This window comes from Kitasatospora sp. NPDC059599 (assembly GCF_042735125.1).
Taxonomy (GTDB): Bacteria; Actinomycetota; Actinomycetes; order Streptomycetales; family Streptomycetaceae; genus Kitasatospora.
The window spans coordinates 1-19,514 of the sequence record NZ_JBHWCL010000174.1 but is presented as its reverse complement, the minus strand read 5'-3'; the positions used below and the strand labels follow the sequence as shown (position 1 = coordinate 19,514).

Genomic DNA, 19,514 nt, shown 5'->3' with positions numbered 1-19,514 from the left:
TCGGCGGAGGGTGGGGAAGGAGGATCAGGAGGTCAGATCTTCGCCCACGCGTCGGTGAGGCTGGTCCGCAGGATCTGCTCGATCTCGTCGAAGGTCGACTGGTCGGAGATCAGCGGCGGGGCCAGCTGGATGACCGGGTCGCCACGGTCGTCGGCGCGGCAGTACAGGCCGTTGTCGAAGAGGGCCTTCGACAGGAAGCCGTAGAGCACGCGCTCCACCTCGTCGTCGTTGAACGACTCCTTGGTGACCTTGTCCTTCACGAGCTCGATGCCGTAGAAGTACCCGTTGCCGCGGACGTCGCCGACGATCGGCAGGTCGCGCAGCTTGTCCAGGGTGCCCAGGAAGGCGGCCTCGTTGTCGAGGACGCGCTGGTTCAGGCCCTCGCGCTCGAAGATGTCGAGGTTGGCCAGCGCCACGGCGGAGGAGACCGGGTGGCCGCCGAAGGTGTAGCCGTGCAGGAAGGTGTTGTCGCCCTTGTAGAACGGCTCGGCGAGGCGGTCCGAGATGATCGTGGCGCCGATCGGGGAGTAGCCCGAGGTCATGCCCTTGGCGCAGGTGATCATGTCGGGCTGGTAGCCGAACTTGTCGGCGCCGAACATGGTGCCGAGGCGGCCGAAGGCGCAGATGACCTCGTCCGAGACCAGCAGCACGTCGTGGCGGTCGCAGATCTCGCGCAGGCGCTGGAAGTACCCGGGCGGCGGCGGGAAGCAGCCGCCGGCGTTCTGCACCGGCTCGACGAAGACGGCGGCGACGGTCTCGGCGCCCTCGTTGAGGATGGCGACCTCGATCTCGTCGGCGCACCAGCGGCCGTACGCCTCGGGGTCGACCGTGCCGTCCGGGCCCTCGAGGAAGGCCGGGGCGCGGTAGATGTTGGTGTTCGGGGCCTTGTGGGTGCCCGGCACCAGCGGCTCGAACGGGGCCTTCAGGCCCGGCAGGCCGGTGATGGACAGCGCGCCCTGCGGGGTGCCGTGGTAGGCGACGGCGCGGGAGATGACCTTGTACTTGGTCGGCTTGCCGGTCAGCTTGAAGTACTGCTTGGCGAGCTTCCAGGCGGTCTCGACGGCCTCGCCGCCACCGGTGGAGAAGAAGACCTTGTTCAGGTCGCCGGGGGCGTAGTTGGCCAGGCGCTCGGCCAGCTCGACGGCCTTCGGGTGGGCGTAGCTCCACACCGGGAAGAAGGCGAGCTCCTTGGCCTGCTTGGCGGCGGCCTCGGCGAGCTCCTCGCGGCCGTGACCGGCCTGGACGACGAACAGGCCGGCGAGGCCGTCGAGGTACTTCCGCCCCTTGTCGTCCCAGACGTAGGTGCCCTCGCCCCTGACGATCGTCGGCACGGGGGAGTTCTCGTACGACGACATGCGGGTGAAGTGCATCCACAGGTGGTCGTAGGCGGTCTTGGAAAGGTCCTTCTGCGCCGGGTCGGCTGTCATCGGGTGCCCCAGGTGTAGGTCTGTTTCCGGAGCTTCAGGTAAACGAAGCTCTCGGTGCTCCGCACGCCGGGAAGCGCGCGGATGCGCTTGTTGATCAGTTCGAGCAGGTGCTCGTCGTCCTCGCAGACCAGTTCGGCCAGGAGATCGAACGAGCCTGCGGTGCAGACGACGTAGTCGACCTCGTCGAGGGCGGCCAGCGCGTCGGCGACGGGCTCGATGTCACCCTCGACCCGGATCCCGACCATCGCCTGGCGGGTGAAGCCGACGGTGAGCGGGTCCGTGACGGCGACGATCTGCATCACGCCCTGGTCGAGCAGCTTCTGGACGCGCTGCCGTACGGCTGCCTCGGACAGGCCGACGGCCTTGCCGATGGCGGCGTACGGGCGGCGCCCGTCCTCCTGGAGCTGCTCGATGATCGCCTTGGAGGCGGCGTCGAGGGGAACGCTGGCGTTCCGGTCGCGGTTGGCCACGCGGCCACTGTGCCCGATCGCTCCCGCGTTCGCAAGTGTGGAAGCTGCTGATTTCGTCGTGATCCCGGATGACACGTACGGATTTCATTGCTTCCGCGCACTCGTCCTGTCGATACCGGCAGTCCTGCGGCTACCCTGGCACGGTACGCGCGCGGCCCCGCGAGGTGCCGTGCGTACCGCCACCAGTGGACCGCGCCGATTCGGGGCCGTCCACTCGGCACCCTTCGTGCGTCGGATCCGCCGACGTACCATGGCGCCGGAATCTGCAATGCCGCAGGCCCAGACCGAGGAGAGATCCGTGAGCGACCTTCGCACGCTGCGCAACTACATCAACGGTGAGTTCGTCGACGCGGCTGACGGCCGCACGCTCGACATCGTCGACCCGACCACCGGCGAGGTGTACGCGACGTCGCCGCTGTCCGGCGCCGCGGACGTGGACGCCGCCATGGCCTCCGCCGCCGCTGCGTTCCCGATCTGGCGGGACGCCACCCCGAGCACCCGGCAGAAGCTGCTGCTCAAGATCGCCGACGCGGTCGAGGCCCGGGCCGACGAGATCGTCGACGCCGAGGTGCGGAACACCGGCAAGCCCCGCGCGCTGACCCTCTCCGAGGAGATCGGCCCGATGGTGGACCAGATCCGCTTCTTCGCCGGTGCCGCCCGCCTGCTGGAGGGCAAGGCCGCCGGTGAGTACATGGACGGGATGACCTCGATCGTCCGCCGCGAGCCGGTCGGCGTCTGCGCCCAGGTCGCGCCGTGGAACTACCCGATGATGATGGCCGTCTGGAAGTTCGCCCCGGCCCTCGCGGCGGGCAACGCCGTCGTCCTGAAGCCCTCGGACACCACCCCGGCCTCCACCGTGCTGCTCGCCGAGATCATCGGCGGCGTCCTCAAGGACCTGGACCTGCCGGCCGGCGTCTTCAACGTCATCTGCGGCGACCGCGAGAGCGGCAAGCTGATGGTCGAGCACAAGACCCCGGCGATGGCCTCCATCACCGGTTCGGTCCGGGCCGGCATCCAGGTCGCCGAGTCGGCCTCCAAGGACGTCAAGCGCGTCCACCTGGAGCTGGGCGGCAAGGCCCCCGTCGTGGTCTTCGACGACGCCGACATCGCCGAGGCCGTCGAGGGCATCTCGGTGGCGGGCTACTTCAACGCCGGCCAGGACTGCACCGCCGCCACCCGCGTGCTGGTGCACGAGTCGATCCACGACGCCTTCGTCGAGGCGCTGGCCAAGGCCGCGGCCGAGACCAAGACCGGTGGCGTGGACGACGAGGACGTGCTGTACGGCCCGCTGAACAACGCCAACCAGCTGCAGCAGGTCAGCGGCTTCATCGAGCGGCTGCCCGCCCACGCCAAGGTCGAGGCCGGTGGCCACCGGGTCGGCGACAAGGGCTACTTCTACGCCCCGACCGTCGTCTCCGGCCTGAACCAGGACGACGAGATCATCCAGAACGAGGTCTTCGGCCCGGTCATCACCGTGCAGAAGTTCACCGACGAGGACCAGGCCGTCGAGTACGCCAACGGCGTCGAGTTCGCGCTGGCCTCCTCGGTGTGGACCAAGGACCACGCCCGCGCCATGCGGATGTCGCGCCGCCTGGACTTCGGCTGCGTCTGGATCAACACCCACATCCCGCTGGTCGCCGAGATGCCGCACGGCGGCTTCAAGAAGTCCGGCTACGGCAAGGACCTGTCGGCGTACGGCTTCGAGGACTACACCCGCGTGAAGCACGTCATGACCGCGATCTAGCGGGTCGTGACCGATCGGTGGGGTATGACCGCGATCCAGCGGGTCGTGACCGATCGGTGGGGTATGACCGCGATCCAGCGGGTCGTGACCGATCGGTGGGGTATGACCGCGATCCAGCGGGTCATGACCGATCGGTGGGGTATGACCGCTGGTGGGGTGTGACCGCGGTCCGGTGCGTTCAGGGCGTGCTGCGCGTCGTACGAACCGACCACAGGGCCCGGGTCCTTCCGACCCGGGCCCTGTGCCTTTGCACCCTGTCGACGGATCGCGCGACCGACTGACAGGATGGATCTGCACTTCGCGGTCGGCCCGCCCTAGCCTTACCGGCATGAGCATCCCCACCGCTGACTCAGCCGCCGGCCAGGCCGTCAAGGCCGCCGACCGCGCGCACGTCTTCCACTCGTGGTCCGCCCAGGCGCTGATCGACCCCCTCGCGGTGGCCGGCGCCGAGGGCTCGTACTTCTGGGACTACGACGGCAACCGCTACCTGGACTTCTCCTCGCAGCTGGTCAACACCAACATCGGCCACCAGCACCCGAAGGTGGTCGCCGCGATCCAGGAGCAGGCGGCGAAGCTCTGCACCATCGCGCCCGGCTTCGCGGTCGAGTCGCGCAGCGAGGCCGCCCGGTTGATCGCCGAGCGCACCCCGGGTGACCTGGACAAGATCTTCTTCACCAACGGCGGCGCCGAGGCCAACGAGAACGCCATCCGGCTGGCCCGGCTGCACACCGGCCGGCAGAAGGTCCTCTCCACCTACCGCTCGTACCACGGCGCCACCGCCAACGCGATCGCCCTCACCGGCGACCCGCGACGCTGGGCCAACGAGACCGGCGTCTCCGGCGTGGTGCACTTCTGGGGCCCGTACGCCTACCGCTCCAACTTCCACGCCGAGAACGAGGCACAGGAGTGCGAGCGTGCGCTGCGGCACCTGGAGGAGGTGATCGCGTTCGAGGGGCCGGGCACCGTCGCGGCGGTCATCCTGGAGACCGTGGTCGGCACCGCGGGCGTCCTGGTCCCGCCGCCCGGCTACCTGGCCGGGGTGCGGGAGATCTGCGACCGCCACGGCATCGTGTTCATCCTCGACGAGGTGATGGCCGGCTTCGGCCGCACCGGCGAGTGGTTCGCCGCCGACCACTGGGGCGTCACCCCGGACCTGCTGACCTTCGCCAAGGGCGTCAACTCCGGCTACGTGCCGCTGGGCGGCGTGGCGATCAGCGCCGAGATCGCGGCCACCTTCGCCGAACGCGCCTTCCCCGGCGGGCTCACCTACTCCGGCCACCCGCTGGCCTGCGCCTCCGCGGTGGCGACCATCGACACGATGGCGGAGGAGGGCATCGTCGAGAACGCCAAGCACATCGGCGAGACCGTGCTCGGCCCCGGCCTGCGCGAGCTGGCCGAGCGGCACCCGTCGATCGGCGAGGTCCGCGGCCTGGGCGTGTTCTGGGCGCTCGACCTGGTGAAGGACCGCGGGACCCGCGAGCCGCTGGTGCCGTACAACGCCGCCGGTGCCGCCAACGCGCCGATGGCCGAGCTGGCCGCCGCCTGCAAGCAGCGCGGGCTCTGGCCGTTCGTCAACATGAACCGCTTCCACGTCGTCCCGCCGTGCACCGTCACCGAGGAGGAGGCCAAGACCGGCCTCGCGGTGCTGGACGAGGTGCTGTCGCTCACCGACGCGCACACTGTCTGACGTACCTACCAGGACGGCCCCGGGCACCCGTGCGTGTGTCCGGGGCCGTCCCACGTTCCGGAAGGTTCCCCATGCCCAGCAGCTCCACCCTGACCCGTCGTCCGTCCAACCCGCTCTCCCTGCGCCGGCGTTCCGTGCTCGGCGGGGCCACGCTGCTCGGTGCCGGCACGCTGACCGGCTGCGGGATCCCGTCCGCGTACGTCGCCGAGGACCGCCGCTCGGCACCGGACCGGTCGGAGAGCGACAAGCGGCTCGTCTTCTCCAACTGGACGCAGTACATCGACACCGACGACCGGGGCGGGCGCCCGACCCTGGACGCCTTCAGCGAGCAGAGCGGGATCGAGGTCGCCTACACCGAGGACATCAACGACAACGACGAGTTCTTCGGCAAGATCAGCCCGGTGCTCACCCAGGGCGCCGACCCCGGCCGCGACCTGATGGTGATCAGCGACTGGATGGCCGGCCGGTACGTCTCGCTGGGCTGGGTGCAGGCCATGGACCGGGCCAACCTCCCCAACGTCAGCGCCAACCTGGACCCGCAGCTCGCGAACCCGGCCTTCGACCCCGGGCGCCGGCGCAGCGTGCCGTGGCAGTCCGGGATCACCGGCATCGCGTACAACCGCAAGGCCCTCGGCCGGGAGATCAGGTCCACCGCCGACCTGTGGGCGCCCGAACTCAAGGGGCGGGTCACGTTGTTCGCCGGCCTGGACGAGGCGATCGGGCTGCTGATGCTCTCCCAGGGCGCGGACATCGCGGCGTTCACCGACGACGACGCGGACAAGGCGATGGACCTGGTGCAGAAGATGGTGGACACCGGCCACGTCCGCCGTTTCACCGGCAACGACTACACCAGCGACCTCGCCTCCGGCGCGGCGCTCGCCTGCCAGGCCTACTCCGGCGACGCGGTCCAGCTCACCGCCGAGAACCCGGACATCGAGTTCGTGGTGCCGGAGGAGGGCGGCGAGCTGTGGGCGGAGAGCCTGATGATCCCCAACCGCGCCGTCCACAAGCGCAATGCCGAACTGCTGGTCGACTACTACTACCGGCCCGAGGTGGCCGCGGAGCTCGCGGCGTTCGTCCAGTACATCTGTCCGGTGCCGGCCGCCCGCGAGGTGCTGGCGGCCAGCGGCGACAAGGAGAAGGCCGAACTCGCCGAGAACCCGCTGGTCTTCCCGACCGAGGAGATGCGCGCCCGGCTGCGCACCATGCGCGACGTCACCTCGGCCGAGCGGCCCCGACTGCACAAGGTCTGGGGGCGCATCACCGGCGTGTGAGGACGCGGGGCGTGCCGACCTCGGACGGGAGGACCGCGCGGGCGCGTCACCGGCGGGTGACCGCCGGGCGCGCCACCGGCCGGACAGGTCAGTACACCTAGCGCCGCACGGCGTCCAGGGCGAGCAGGGCGACGTGCAGGGAGAGGCAGGACTCGACCTGGTCGAGGTCGACGCCGAGGATCCGCTCGACCTTGTGCAGCCGGTCGTAGAAGGACGGCCGGGACAGGTGCGCGGCGTCCGCCGCGGCCGACTTGTTCCGGCCCTGCTCCAGGTAGATCCGCAGCATCTGCACCAACTGGCCGTTGTGCTCGGCGTCGTGCGCCAGCAGCGGGCCCAGCTCGCGCTCCACGTAGGTCTGCAGCCGGGCGTCGTCGCGCAGCAGGTGGAGCAGGCCGCGCAGCCGCACGTCCGGCAGCCGGTAGTAGGAGGAGCTGCGGCCGCCGCCGGGCACGTCGTGCAGGGCGGCGTCGGCGACCTGGGTGGCCTCCAGCAGGGTGCGCCGGGCGTCGCGGACCGAGCCGACCGATGAACCGACGGCGACCACCGGACCCGCCGGGTCGGCGCCCTCCCGGCCGGCCTCGGCGGACATCCGGCGCAGGGCGGCCGAGAGGGAGTCCAGCGCGGCGTGCTCGTCCTGCTGGGGGCCGAGCGCGATCAGCAGTCCGACGGCCTCGTCGTCCAGCGCGCCGACCAGGGCGGAGAGCCGGCAGGCCCGGACCGCGCCCGCGGCCAGCTCGGTGAAGTCGCGCAGCCGGGCCTGGGCCTCCAGCGCGGCCGGGATCGGCCCGCGCCGCTGCCGCAGCACCACGCCGACCAGCCGGCGGCCCTCCAGCGGGACGCCGAGCGCCTGGGCGCGCAGCGCCGCCTCGGAGACGGTCAGCGCGTGGGTGAGGATGCCGGAGAGCAGGGTGCGGTGGGTCTGCCGCTCCAGGCTCTCCCGGTCGCGGACCACCAGCCGGTTGAGTGCCAGCGCGGAGGCGCCGCGCTCCAGCAGCATGGTGTGCGGGTGGGCCTCGCCCTCGGGCAGCGGGCCGGGGTCCTGGACCAGCACCAGCCGGCCCCAGTCCTGGCCGCGGGCGCCGACGGTGGTGACCAGCCAGCCGCTGCGCGGGTCGTGGCCGGTGCGTCCGGCCGGACGGACCCCGCGCGAGCGGCGCTCCCAGTCCTCCAGCACCTCGGCCTCCGGACGCCCGGCGGCGTCGTGGGCGAGCACCTGGTGGGCCAGGTTCTCCAGGACGACCGGCCCGCCCGCCATCCGGGCCACCTGCCGGATCACCTCGGGCGGCTCGGCGCCCTCCACCACCAGCTCGTTGAAGACCTGGTGGACGGACTCCGACACGCGCAGCTGCTCCAACTGGGCGTTGACCACCAGGGCGTGCACGGCCTCGGTGACGGCGACGAACCGCAGTTCGCGGCGGAGCGTGATCAGCGGCAGCCCGCGCTGTTCGGCGGCGTTCACCAGGGCGCGGGGGAGCGCGTCGAAGTAGCGCCGCCCGAACTCGACGACCAGGCCGGCCACCCCGACCTCGTCCAGGTCGTGGACGTAGCGGGCCAGGCCCGCGCGGTCCTCGGGCAGCGCGATGCCGGTGGTCAGCACCAGCTCGCCGCCCCGGAGCATCCCGGCGACGTCGGGCAGTTCGCTGACGTGGACCCAGCGGACCGGCCGCTCCAGGTGGTCGGCGCCGGCCACGACCTGGGGGAGGCCACGCCGCATCACCTCCAGGTCGAGTACTCGGGCGACGGTGGGGAGCATCGCGGGCCTCCATGGCCGGGGGGCCGGAGTGGGGACGGGGTGATCAGAGTGTCAGGTGAATCATCCATCCCCGCGACGACCTGTCGCCCTGCCGGGACCCTTGCACCCTGTAAGGCCCTTCGTGCCGAGATTGTCGCAGTGACCCTTGTCACGCCCCGGCGGCACCGGGCATGGTCAGCGGGTCGGCTGTGGCGGATAACCGACCCCACGCCGGATTCCGTCGCGGTGACCGGAACGCAACCGTGGAATCCCTTGTCCGGTGCCAGCCGGACTGCCAGGATCGCGCAACCCCGATGATCGACAGGACGGACTCCCGCCCCCGCAGACCCCCACCTCGGGGGCGGCGCTCCGTCGCTCAGTCGTACCACCGGCACTTGGAGGAACCAGATGGACCTGACCGACTTCGGCGCCGGGGCGCAGCACATCGCGGGCCGCCGGACCCGGGGGCGCGGCGAGCCCTTCCAGGTCGTCAACCCCGCCGACGGCAGCGTGGTCGAGCAGGTCGCCCTGGCCACCACCGAGGACGTCGACGCGGCCGTCGCCGCCGCGAGGGCGGCCCTGCCCGGCTGGTCCTCGGCCACTCCCGGGGCGCGCTCCGAGGCGCTCACCCGGCTGGCCGCCGTGCTGACCGACGCCTGCGGCGACCTCGCCCGGGTGGAGACCGCGCAGACCGGCAAGCCGGTCAAGCTGGCCACCGAGTTCGACGTCCCCGGCACCATCGACAACGCCGCGTTCTTCGCCGGCGCCGCCCGCAACCTGGAGGGCAAGGCGGCGGGGGAGTACTCCGGCGACCACACCTCGTACGTGCGGCGCGAGGCGGTCGGCGTCGTCGGCTCGATCTCGCCGTGGAACTACCCGCTGCAGATGGCCGCCTGGAAGATCCTCCCGGCGATCGCCGCGGGCAACACCATCGTCCTCAAGCCCGCCGAACTGACCCCGCTGACCTCGCTGATGTTCGCCGAGGCGTGCACGGCGGCGGGCATCCCGGACGGCGTGGTCAACGTGGTCACCGGCGCCGGCCGGACCGCCGGCGAGCACCTGGTCGGGCACCCGGACGTCGCGATGGTCTCCTTCACCGGTTCCACCGCGGTCGGCAGGCGGGTCGCCGAGATCGCCACCGCGAGCGTCAAGCGCACCCACCTGGAGCTCGGCGGCAAGGCCCCGTTCGTGGTCTTCGACGACGCCGACCTGGACGCCGCCGTGCACGGCGCCGTCGCCGCCTCGCTGATCAACGGCGGCCAGGACTGCACCGCCGCCACCCGCGCGTACGTCCAGCGCCCGCTGTACGACGCCTTCGTGGCGGGGGTGGCCGAGCTGTTCGCGGCGATCCGGATCGGCGACCCGCTGAACCCGCACACCGACCTCGGCCCGCTGGTCTCGTACACCCACCGGGACCGGGTGGCCGGCTTCGTGGAGCGTGCCCGCGGCTACGCCACCGTCGTCACCGGCGGCCGGGTGCCGCAGAAGGGCCACGACGGCCACGACCTCACCCGGGGCGCGTACTACCCGCCCACCCTGATCACCGGTGCCGCCCAGGACAGCGAGGTCGTCCAGGGAGAGGTCTTCGGCCCGGTGCTGGTCGTGCTCCCCTTCGACGGCGACGACGAGGGCATCCGGCTGGCCAACGACACCCCCTACGGCCTGGCCGCCTCCGCCTGGACGAGCAACGTGCACCGCTCGCTGCGCGCCACCCGGGAGATCGCGGCCGGGTGCGTGTGGGTCAACGACCACATCCCGATCATCAGCGAGATGCCGCACGGCGGCTACAAGGCGTCCGGCTACGGCAAGGACATGTCCCAGTACTCGCTGGACGAGTACACCCAGGTCAAGCACGTCATGTTCGACACCACCGCGGTGGCCCGCAAGGACTGGCACCGCACCGTCTTCGGAGACAGATAACCCCCGGACCGGGGCACTTCCCCCACGCCCCCCTTCTCCCCCCAGGAGGCCCGTTCCATGGCGTTCAACGAGCTCACCGACGGTCTGCCCGAACCGGTCCGCAGGGCCTGGGAGCGCAGCCTGACCAGCGGCCGGGCCGCACTCGGCCGCCGCACCCTGCTGCGCGCCGCCGCCCTCACCGCTGGGGCGGGCACCCTGGCCGCCTGCGGGATCCCGGCGGCCCCCCGGGCGACCGGCGACTCCACCGCGAACGCCGCCAAGGACCTCTCGGACACGGAGAAGGAGGTCGCCTTCTCCAACTGGCCGCTCTACATCGACACCGACGAGAACGACAAGGAGAAGCACGGCACCCTGGAGGCCTTCACCCAGGCCACCGGGATCAAGGTCAAGTACAACGAGGACGTCAACGACAACGTCGAGTTCTTCGGCAAGATCAAGCCGCAGCTCGCCTCCGGCCAGGACACCGGCCGCGACCTGATGGTGCTCACCGACTGGATGGCCGCCCGGCTGATCCGGCTCGGCTGGGTGCAGAAGCTCACCCCGGCGAACGTGACCACCGCCATCACCACCGTCGACCCGCGCTTCCGCGCCCCCGACTGGGACCCGGGCCGGCTCTACTCCTACCCGTGGGCCGGTATCCAGACCGTCGTCGCCTACAACAAGAAGGCGACCAAGGGGAAGGAGGTCACCAGCGTCTCCCAACTGCTGGACGACCCCGAGCTCAAGGGCCGGGTCACCTTCCTCTCCGAGATGCGCGACAGCGTCGGGATGGTGCTGCTGGACCAGGGCAAGGACTCGGCGAAGTTCACCGCCGACGACTTCGACGCCGCGATCGCCCGCCTGCAGAAGGCCGTCGACAGCAAGCAGATCCGGCGTTTCACCGGCAACGACTACGGCCAGGAGCTCTCCTCCGGTGACATCGCCGCCTGCATCGCCTGGGGCGGCGACCTGATCCAACTGCGCGCCGACAACCCGGACATCGAGTTCGTCATCCCGGAGAAGGGCTTCCTCTCCTCGACCGACAACATGCTGGTTCCGGCCAAGGCGCAGCACAAGGCGAACGCGGAAAAGCTGATCGACTTCTACTATCAGCCGAAGATCGCGGCGCAACTGGTCGCGGGCATCGGCTTCGTTTCCGCCGTCACCGGGATGAACGACGAGCTCGCCACCCTCGCCCCGGACACCGCGGCCAACCCGCTGGTCGTACCCACCCCCGAGATGGCGGCCAAGGCACACGTGTTCCGCACGCTCACCGAGAGCGAGGAGAGCGACTTCGAGCAGAAGTTCTCCAAGCTCATCGGCGCCTGACCCCCACCCCCGGCCGAGAACCCCAGGAAGACACCACCCCATGACAGACCAGCAGCGCGACGCGGCCGTCGGCGGCGACGTCCGGCTCACCGGCATCGGCAAGACCTACGGCTCCTTCACCGCCGTCCACCCCCTCGACCTGACCGTCCCCCAGGGCTCCTTCTTCGCCCTGCTCGGCGCCTCAGGATGCGGCAAGACCACCACCCTGCGCATGATCGCCGGCCTGGAGGAGCCCACCAGCGGCACCGTCCTGATCGGCGGCCAGGACGTCACCGCCCTGCCCCCGTACAAGCGGCCGGTGAACACCGTCTTCCAGAGCTACGCGCTCTTCCCGCACCTGGACATCTTCGAGAACGTCGCCTTCGGCCTGCGCCGGCGCGGCAGGAAGGACGTCAAGAAGCAGGTCGAGGACATGCTGGAGCTGGTCGAACTCGGCCAGTACGCCCGGCGCAAGCCGCACCAGCTCTCCGGCGGCCAGCAGCAGCGCGTCGCCGTCGCCCGCGCGCTGATCAACCACCCGCAGGTGCTGCTCCTGGACGAGCCGCTCGGCGCGCTCGACCTCAAGCTCCGCCGCCAGATGCAGCTGGAACTCAAGCGGATCCAGACCGAGGTCGGCATCACCTTCGTGCACGTCACCCACGACCAGGAGGAGGCCATGACCATGGCCGACACCATCGCGGTGATGAACGGTGGCCGGGTCGAGCAGCTGGGCGCGCCCGCCGAGCTGTACGAGAACCCCGCCACCACCTTCGTGGCCAACTTCCTCGGCCAGTCCAACCTGCTGCCCGCCGAGGTCACCGGCACCGACGGCGGCGACCTGCTGCTGAGCGCGGCCGGCGCCCGCCTCACCGTGCCGAAGGCGCGCTGCGCCACCGACGCCAAGCGCGTCCACCTCGGCGTGCGACCCGAGAAGATGACCATCACGCACGCCTCCGAGCAGGTCGCCGACGGCCGCAACCAGCTGGCCGGCACGGTGCTCGACTCCAGCTTCATCGGCGTCTCCACCCAGTACGTGGTGCGCACCGACGGCGGCCAGGAGGTCACCGTCTTCGAGCAGAACATGGAGCGCGACGCCCGGATAGTCCCCGGCGCCGCCGTCCGGCTGCACTGGAACCCGGCGCACTCCTTCGCCCTGGACGCCTCACAGGCGATCGACGCGGGCACCGGGGAGGAGGCCGCATGACCACCACCGCCCCGGCCGCGCCGCCCCAAGTCATCCCGTCGGTGGCGGAGCGCAAGCCGAAGCGCAAGCTCACCGCGTACTGGCTGCTGCTGCCCGGCATTGCCTGGCTGGTCGTCTTCTTCGCCGTCCCGATGGTCTACCAGGCGTCCACCTCGCTGCAGACCGGTTCGCTCGAAGCGGGCTTCAAGGTCACCTGGCACTTCTCGACGTACTGGGACGCCCTGGTCGAGTACAAGTGGCACTTCGTCCGGTCGTTCTCCTACGCCGCCGTCGCCACCGTGCTCTGCCTGGCCGTCGGCTACCCGCTCGCCTACACGATCGCCTTCAAGGCGAGCAAGCGCTGGCGCAACGTCATCCTGATCCTGGTCATCGCGCCGTTCTTCACCAGCTTCCTGATCCGCACGCTGGCCTGGAAGACGATCCTGTCCGACGGCGGCCCGGTGGTCGGCGCGCTGAACGCCCTGCACGTCCTCGACCTCACCAACCTGGTCGGCCTCACCTCCGGCGACCGGGTGCTGGCCACGCCGCTCGCGGTGGTCTGCGGCCTGACCTACAACTTCCTGCCGTTCATGATCCTCCCGCTGTACACCTCGCTGGAGCGGATCGACCCGCGCCTGCACGAGGCGGCCGGCGACCTCTACGCGCGGCCGTTCACCACCTTCCGCAAGGTCACCTTCCCGATCTCGCTGCCGGGCGTGGTCGCGGGCACCCTGCTGACCTTCATCCCGGCCTCCGGCGACTACATCAACGCCCAGCTGCTGGGCTCGCCGAGCGAGCAGATGGTCGGCAACGGCATCCAGAAGCAGTTCCTGAACGTACTCGACTACCCCACGGCGGCCGCGCTGAGCTTCATCCTGATGGCCCTGATCCTGGGCATGGTGACGGTCTACATGCGCAAGGCCGGGACGGAGGATCTGGTCTGATGTCCCGAATCCTGAAGTGGGTCCGCGCCCACCTGGTCGTCCTGGCTGGCGTGCTGGCCCTCGCCTACCTGGTGCTGCCCAACCTGGTCGTGCTCGCCTTCTCGTTCAACAAGCCGGTGGGCAAGTTCAACTACGAGTGGAACGAGTTCTCCACCGACGCCTGGACGAACCCCTGCGGCGTGGCCGACATGTGCCAGTCGCTCTCGCTCAGCCTGCAGATCGCCGTGCTCGCCACGATCGGCGCCACCGTGCTCGGCACCATGGTCGCCTTCGCGCTGGCCCGCTACCGCTTCCGCGGCCGCTCGGCCACCACCGCGATGATCTTCCTGCCGATGGCCATGCCCGAGGTGGTCATGGCCGCCTCGCTCGGGACGCTCTTCCTCAACATGCGCATCCCCTTCGGCTTCACCACCATCCTCATCGCGCACATCATGTTCTGCCTCAGCTTCGTGGTGACGGCGGTCAAGGCGCGCGTGATGAGCATGGACCCGAGGCTCGAACAGGCCGCCCAGGACCTCTACGCGACCCCCACCCAGACCTTCCTGCGGGTCACCCTGCCGCTGGCGGCGCCCGGCATCGCGGCGGGCGCGCTGCTCAGCTTCGCGCTCTCCTTCGACGACTTCATCATCACCCAGTTCAACTCGGGCCCGACCACGGTCACCTTCCCGATGTTCGTCTGGGGCGCCTCGCAGCGCGGCATCCCGGTGCAGGTGAACGTCATCGGCACCGCGATGTTCCTCGCCGCCGTCGTGCTGACCGTCGTCGGTCAGTGGCTGGGCAACCGCAGGAAGGCCACCGCCTGACCTACGGTCGGTCAGCGGCGGCCGGTAACGACATCTATCCGTAGAAAGTGGCTGATAATGCATGGACTCCGCCCGCGCACTCAGTGACGCCAGGCCCACCCCCTTCTGGCTGGAGGACCCGGGTCGGCCGGCGGCGCTGCCCGCCCTGGTCGGCGACACCACCTGCGACCTGCTGGTCGTCGGCGGCGGCTACTCCGGCCTGTGGACCGCCCTCATCGCCAAGGAACGCGACCCCTCGCTGGACGTCGTGCTGGTCGAGGGCAACGAGGTCGGGTGGGCCGCGTCCGGGCGCAACGGCGGATTCTGCGCGGCCAGCCTCACCCACGGCTTCGGCAACGGCCTGGACCGCTGGCCGTCCGAACTCGCCCGGCTGGAGCGCCTCGGCGCCGCCAACCTCGACGACATCGAGGCCACCCTCAAGCGCTACGGCATCGACGCCGAGTGGGAGCGCACCGGCGAGATCGACGTCGCCACCCAGCCCCACCAGGTCGAGGAACTCCACGAGGTCGCCGAGGCCGTCGCCCGCTACGGCCTCGACGTCACCGTCCTGGACGCCGACGAGGTGCGCGCCGAGGTGGACTCGCCGACCTTCCTCGGCGGTCTCTGGGACAAGGAAGGGGTGGCGATGGTCCACCCCGCCAAGCTCGCCTGGGGCCTCAAGGAGGCCTGCCTGAGCCAGGGCGTACGGATCCACGAGCACACCCGGGCCACCGACCTGCGGGAGCACGGCAGCGGCATGGCCGCCCGCACCCCCTACGGCCGGATCTTCGCCCGCCGGGTCGCGCTCGGCACCAACGTCTTCCCGTCCCTGCTCAAGCGGGTCCGCCCGTACGTCGTGCCGGTGTACGACTACGCGCTGATGAGCGAGCCGCTCAGCGACGAGCAACTCGCCTCGATCGGCTGGCGCGGGCGCCAGGGCCTCGGCGACAGCGCCAACAAGTTCCACTACTTCCGGCTCTCCGCCGACAACCGGATCCTCTGGGGCGGCTACGACGCGGTCTACCACTACGGCGGCCACGTCCGGCACGAGTACGACCAGCGGCCGGAGACCTTCCGCACCCTCGCCGGCAACTTCTTCCGCTGCTTCCCGCAGCTGGAGGGCCTGCGCTTCACCAACGCCTGGGGCGGCGCGATCGACACCTGCAGCCGGTTCTCGGCGTTCTTCGACACCGCGTACCGGGGCAAGGTCGCCTACGCGGTCGGGTACACCGGGCTCGGCGTCGGCGCGACCCGCTTCGGTGCCGAGGTGATGCTCGACCTGCTGGCCGGCGAGCGCACCGAGCGCACCTCGCTGGAGATGGTCCGCAGCAAGCCGCTGCCGTTCCCGCCCGAGCCGGTGCGCTGGGCCGGGATCGAGATCACCACCCGGTCGCTGGAGCGGGCCGACCGCAACGGGGGCCACCGCAACCTCTGGCTGCGCACGCTCGACCGCCTGGGGCTGGGCTTCGACAGCTGACCCGTTCGGTCCTGTGCCCCGTTCGGACCTCGACCCCGTTCGGTTCTCGACACCGTTCGGCCGTCGGGCCCGTGCAGCCGGCCCCGTTCGACTGCCGGCGCCGTGCAGCCGACCCGTCGGTGCCCGGACCCGTGTAAGAGGGACCCGCCGTCCGCCTCTCCTTGGTGACGGCGGGTCTCGGTCTTCCCCGCCGGGCCCGAACAGGACGAACGGCAAGGAGCGGGGACAGACATGGAGAGCACCGGACTGCACTGGCTCGCCCAAGCGGCACCGGACCCGGAATCCTTCCGGGAACAGTGGGAGCGCACCGGGCTGGGCCTGATGCTGCTACCGGCCGGCCGCCGCTGGGACGTGCTGTCCGTCCCCGGCCGGCTCGGGCGCCCGGCGCTGGACGTCCTGGCCACCGGCACCCGCGGCCCGGTCCTCACCGACTTCGGCGAGGAGCACGTCACCTTCCTGGTACCGGTCGGCACCGCCGCCCGCTGGGTCGGCACGGGCGTGCGCGGCGCGGGCGACGGCACCTGGATCGTCGTTCCGCACCCCGAGCGCAGCAGCCGCGGCGTGCGCTGGCTCGTCCCGCCGGACGGCTCCGGGCGGCTCAACGACCCGGTGCTGCTGGAACTCGCCCTGCACGAGGCGGCGGCTGGCCTCGGCGGGTGGTGAGCGCGGCGGCGGTGGCGCGCCGGGCGGGCGGTCGCGTCAGACTGGAGGCGTGACCACCGCCCCGCACACCGTCGACGCGGCCCTCCGCCCGGGCCCCGCCCAGCTGCGACTGGCCGGCCTGGCCGCGCCGGTCTGCGTCCGGTACGGCCTCGCCCTGGCCGGCGGGCACGCGCTGCGCGCCCACGGCGTCACGGCCTGCACACAGGACGGGCTCACCCTGGCGACCGGCGGCGCCGACCTGCCGGAGGTCGCCGACGCGCTGTCCGAGGCGTACCGGGCGGCCGGCGGCGGGGTGGCCGAACGCCCGGGCACCCCGCGGCTGGAGCAGCTCACCGTCCGGCTGGCGCTGGGCGGCCGGACGCACTCGGTGGAACTGCGCAAGGAACCGCTGGGCCACCGGCCGGTCCGCCTCGACCTCGGCGCGCCCGGGCCGGACGAGCCGCCGGTGGTGCTGCCGGTCGTCGCCCTGGAGGACGCCGCGGCACTGACCACCGCGCTGCTCGTGGACCGGGGCATGCCGCGCGACCTGGTCGACGTCCACGCCCTCACCCGCTGCTACCGGGAGGGCGAACTGATCGCCCTGGCCAAGGAGTTGGACCAGGACCTCCAGCTCGCGGCGCTCGCCGACCGGCTGGAGACGCTCGCCGAGGCGGCGGACGGGCGGTTCCGCGCCCGGGGCGTCCCGGCCGGCGAGGTGGACGGGCTGAAGCGCTGGGCGCTGGCGTGGGCACAGGACCTGCGGCTGGATCTGCTGGAGACCCAGGAGGCGGCGGACGGCCTGCACGATCCGTACCTGGAGGAGTCGGTGCAGGACGATCTCTCGCCGGACGATCCGTTCTCGGCGGGCGCGTTCGAGGGCCGAACCCGGGAGGGCCGGTCGTCGGAGGGCCTGTCACCGGGAGGCCCGTCGTCGGAGGGCCGGTCATCGGAGGACGAAGAAGCCTGAGCCGCGTTCCGGGCGGGGCGGAGAGGCGTTCGGAGTAGCGACCGGACGACCTGTAAGGCTGAATCCGAGATCCCCGTCAGCCTGTTCGTTGAGCCGGGCCGGAACCGGGACCACACTGGGAGAAGAGCGCGGTAGCCCCGTGAATTTCCGTCGCCCGGCCCACCCGCGGGCGGCGCCAGACCGGACCGGTGGCAGGACGCCGCCCGGGACTTCGGAGGCAGACGGACCTTGAGCAAGCACATCATTCACTGGATCGGCGGCAAGCCGGTCGCCACCGCCGGCGCGGCGCCCCGTCGTGGTGACATCTTCGACCCGGCCACGGGCCAGGTCGCGGGCCAGGTCGACTTCGCCGGCATCGCCGAGGTCGACCAGGCCGTGGCCGCCGCCGCCTCGGCCTTCGCCGAGTGGCGCACCGCCTCGGTCGCCAAGCGGTCGACGGTGCTCTTCGCCTTCCGCGAGCTGCTGAACGCCCGTCGCGACGAGCTGGCCTCGATCATCGTGGCGGAACACGGCAAGGTGCACTCCGACGCCCTCGGCGAGATCGCCCGCGGCCTGGAGGTCGTCGAGTACGCCTGCGGGATCCCCCAGCTCATCAAGGGCGGCTTCACCGAGCAGGCCTCCACCGGCATCGACGTCTACTCGATCCGCCAGCCGCTCGGCCCCGTCGCGATCATCTCGCCGTTCAACTTCCCGGCCATGGTGCCGATGTGGTTCTTCCCGATCGCCATCGCGGCCGGCAACACCGTCGTGGTGAAGCCCTCGGAGAAGGACCCGTCCGCCGCCAACTTCCTCGCCGGACTGTGGAAGGAGGCCGGCCTGCCGGACGGCGTCTTCAACGTCGTCCACGGTGACAAGGCCGCCGTCGACCGCCTGCTGGAGCACCCGGACATCAAGTCCGTCAGCTTCGTCGGCTCCACCCCGATCGCCCGCTACGTCTACGAGACCGGCACCCGCTACGGGAAGCGCGTACAGGCCCTGGGCGGCGCCAAGAACCACATGCTGGTCCTGCCCGACGCCGACCTGGACCTCGCCGCCGACGCCGCCGTCAACGCCGGCTTCGGCGCGGCCGGCGAGCGCTGCATGGCGGTGTCCGTCCTGGTCGCCGTCGACCCGATCGGCGACGAGCTGGTCGAGAAGATCAAGCAGCGGGTCGCCACCCTCAAGGTCGGCCCCGGGTGCAACGGCGACTCCGAGATGGGCCCGCTGGTCACCGGCCAGCACCGCGACAAGGTCACCTCCTACGTGGAGTCCGGCGTCGCCGACGGTGCCGAGCTCGCCGTGGACGGCCGCAAGCACCCGGTCACCGCCGAGGACAAGGACGGCACCCCGACCGCAGACGGCTTCTGGCTCGGCCCGACGCTGTTCGACCACGTGAAGCCCGGCATGTCCGTCTACAACGACGAGATCTTCGGCCCGGTCCTCTCGGTCGTGCGCGTCGCCTCCTACGACGAGGGCCTGGCACTGATCAACGCCAACCCGTACGGCAACGGCACCGCCCTCTTCACCAACGACGGAGGCGCGGCCCGGCGCTTCCAGTTCGAGGTGGAGGTCGGCATGGTCGGCATCAACGTGCCGATCCCGGTGCCGGTCGCCTACTACTCCTTCGGCGGCTGGAAGGCCTCGCTGTTCGGTGACGCCCACGCGTACGGCCCGGACGGCGTCCAGTTCTTCACCCGGGGCAAGGCCGTGACCCAGCGCTGGCTGGACCCGTCGCACGGCGGCATCAACCTCGGCTTCCCCACCAACAGCTGAGCCCGAGCCTCGCCGGCCGGACCCCTCTCCCCGGGGTCCGGCCGGCGTTCGTTTGCCTGCCGTTTGCATCCCGGCGCCGAAGCGCGTAGAGTTCTTCGAGCTGCTCGGCAGGGAGCACCGGACACGCGTCTGCGCGGACGGTCCCGGGGCGGCCAATCCTCTGAAACACCACTTCCCAGGTTCGGGCTGGGTTGCGTTCGCATTTCTGCGTCGTGGCTCGGTTCCT

At 71.2% G+C, this 19,514-nt stretch carries 15 protein-coding genes; 12 read left to right on the top strand and 3 right to left on the bottom strand.

Annotated elements, in window-relative coordinates:
- Positions 1–32 precede the first annotated feature (32 nt).
- Together ACFV04_RS38155 and ACFV04_RS38150 are read right to left on the bottom strand one after the other, a co-directional pair.
- The gene (locus ACFV04_RS38155; RefSeq protein ID WP_360262079.1) at positions 33–1,427 is read right to left on the bottom strand and encodes an aspartate aminotransferase family protein; all 1,395 of its coding nucleotides are present in this window, start codon (positions 1,425–1,427) and stop codon (positions 33–35) included.
- Positions 1,424–1,897, bottom strand: a complete 474-nt coding sequence (locus ACFV04_RS38150; RefSeq protein WP_030243538.1) for an Lrp/AsnC family transcriptional regulator — start codon at positions 1,895–1,897, stop codon at positions 1,424–1,426. Before ACFV04_RS38150 ends, ACFV04_RS38155 begins: the two co-directional genes overlap by 4 nt.
- Before the next feature lie 268 nt (positions 1,898–2,165).
- Between ACFV04_RS38150 and ACFV04_RS38145 the strand changes: the two genes are divergently transcribed.
- The 3 genes from ACFV04_RS38145 (at position 2,166) to ACFV04_RS38135 (ending at position 6,602) form a co-directional block, all read left to right on the top strand.
- Positions 2,166–3,641 carry a gamma-aminobutyraldehyde dehydrogenase gene (locus ACFV04_RS38145; protein WP_380349547.1) on the top strand — a complete coding sequence of 492 codons (1,476 nt, stop codon included), beginning with the start codon at positions 2,166–2,168 and terminating at the stop codon, positions 3,639–3,641.
- Positions 3,642–3,969: 328 nt separating this feature from the next.
- Entirely contained in the window at positions 3,970–5,328 is a 1,359-nt protein-coding gene (locus ACFV04_RS38140) for an aspartate aminotransferase family protein (protein ID WP_380349545.1), read from the top strand.
- Positions 5,329–5,399: 71 nt separating this feature from the next.
- On the top strand, positions 5,400–6,602 hold the full coding sequence (locus ACFV04_RS38135; RefSeq protein ID WP_380535571.1) for a spermidine/putrescine ABC transporter substrate-binding protein: 1,203 nt from the start codon (positions 5,400–5,402) through the stop codon (positions 6,600–6,602).
- A 97-nt stretch (positions 6,603–6,699) separates the two neighbouring features.
- On the opposite strand, the gene ACFV04_RS38130 is transcribed toward ACFV04_RS38135, so the two are convergent.
- The gene (locus ACFV04_RS38130; RefSeq protein WP_360262083.1) at positions 6,700–8,355 is read right to left on the bottom strand and encodes a PucR family transcriptional regulator ligand-binding domain-containing protein; all 1,656 of its coding nucleotides are present in this window, start codon (positions 8,353–8,355) and stop codon (positions 6,700–6,702) included.
- 387 nt (positions 8,356–8,742) lie between these two features.
- Between ACFV04_RS38130 and ACFV04_RS38125 the strand changes: the two genes are divergently transcribed.
- The 9 genes from ACFV04_RS38125 to ACFV04_RS38085 all read left to right on the top strand — a co-directional run bounded on the left by ACFV04_RS38125 (position 8,743) and on the right by ACFV04_RS38085 (position 19,288).
- Positions 8,743–10,254: a gamma-aminobutyraldehyde dehydrogenase gene (locus ACFV04_RS38125; RefSeq protein ID WP_360262084.1), complete on the top strand. Its 1,512-nt coding sequence runs from the start codon at positions 8,743–8,745 to the stop codon at positions 10,252–10,254.
- Positions 10,255–10,311: 57 nt separating this feature from the next.
- Entirely contained in the window at positions 10,312–11,562 is a 1,251-nt protein-coding gene (locus ACFV04_RS38120; RefSeq protein ID WP_380349539.1) for a spermidine/putrescine ABC transporter substrate-binding protein, read from the top strand.
- Positions 11,563–11,602: 40 nt separating this feature from the next.
- The gene (locus ACFV04_RS38115) at positions 11,603–12,745 is read left to right on the top strand and encodes an ABC transporter ATP-binding protein (protein WP_380349536.1); all 1,143 of its coding nucleotides are present in this window, start codon (positions 11,603–11,605) and stop codon (positions 12,743–12,745) included.
- On the top strand, positions 12,742–13,668 hold the full coding sequence (locus ACFV04_RS38110; RefSeq protein WP_380349533.1) for an ABC transporter permease: 927 nt from the start codon (positions 12,742–12,744) through the stop codon (positions 13,666–13,668). The genes ACFV04_RS38115 and ACFV04_RS38110 overlap by 4 nt, the downstream gene beginning before the upstream one ends.
- Positions 13,668–14,471 carry an ABC transporter permease gene (locus ACFV04_RS38105; RefSeq protein WP_360262088.1) on the top strand — a complete coding sequence of 268 codons (804 nt, stop codon included), beginning with the start codon at positions 13,668–13,670 and terminating at the stop codon, positions 14,469–14,471. Before ACFV04_RS38110 ends, ACFV04_RS38105 begins: the two co-directional genes overlap by 1 nt.
- Before the next feature lie 61 nt (positions 14,472–14,532).
- Positions 14,533–15,927, top strand: coding sequence for an NAD(P)/FAD-dependent oxidoreductase (locus ACFV04_RS38100; RefSeq protein ID WP_380349530.1), 1,395 nt, complete (start codon positions 14,533–14,535; stop codon positions 15,925–15,927).
- A gap of 231 nt (positions 15,928–16,158) precedes the next feature.
- Positions 16,159–16,590: a bifunctional DNA primase/polymerase gene (locus ACFV04_RS38095; RefSeq protein ID WP_380349528.1), complete on the top strand. Its 432-nt coding sequence runs from the start codon at positions 16,159–16,161 to the stop codon at positions 16,588–16,590.
- Between the two features lie 49 nt (positions 16,591–16,639).
- Entirely contained in the window at positions 16,640–17,536 is an 897-nt protein-coding gene (locus ACFV04_RS38090; RefSeq protein WP_380349525.1) for a nucleotidyl transferase AbiEii/AbiGii toxin family protein, read from the top strand.
- A 228-nt stretch (positions 17,537–17,764) separates the two neighbouring features.
- Entirely contained in the window at positions 17,765–19,288 is a 1,524-nt protein-coding gene (locus tag ACFV04_RS38085) for a CoA-acylating methylmalonate-semialdehyde dehydrogenase (protein ID WP_360262092.1), read from the top strand.
- The last annotated feature ends 226 nt before the right edge of the window (positions 19,289–19,514 follow it).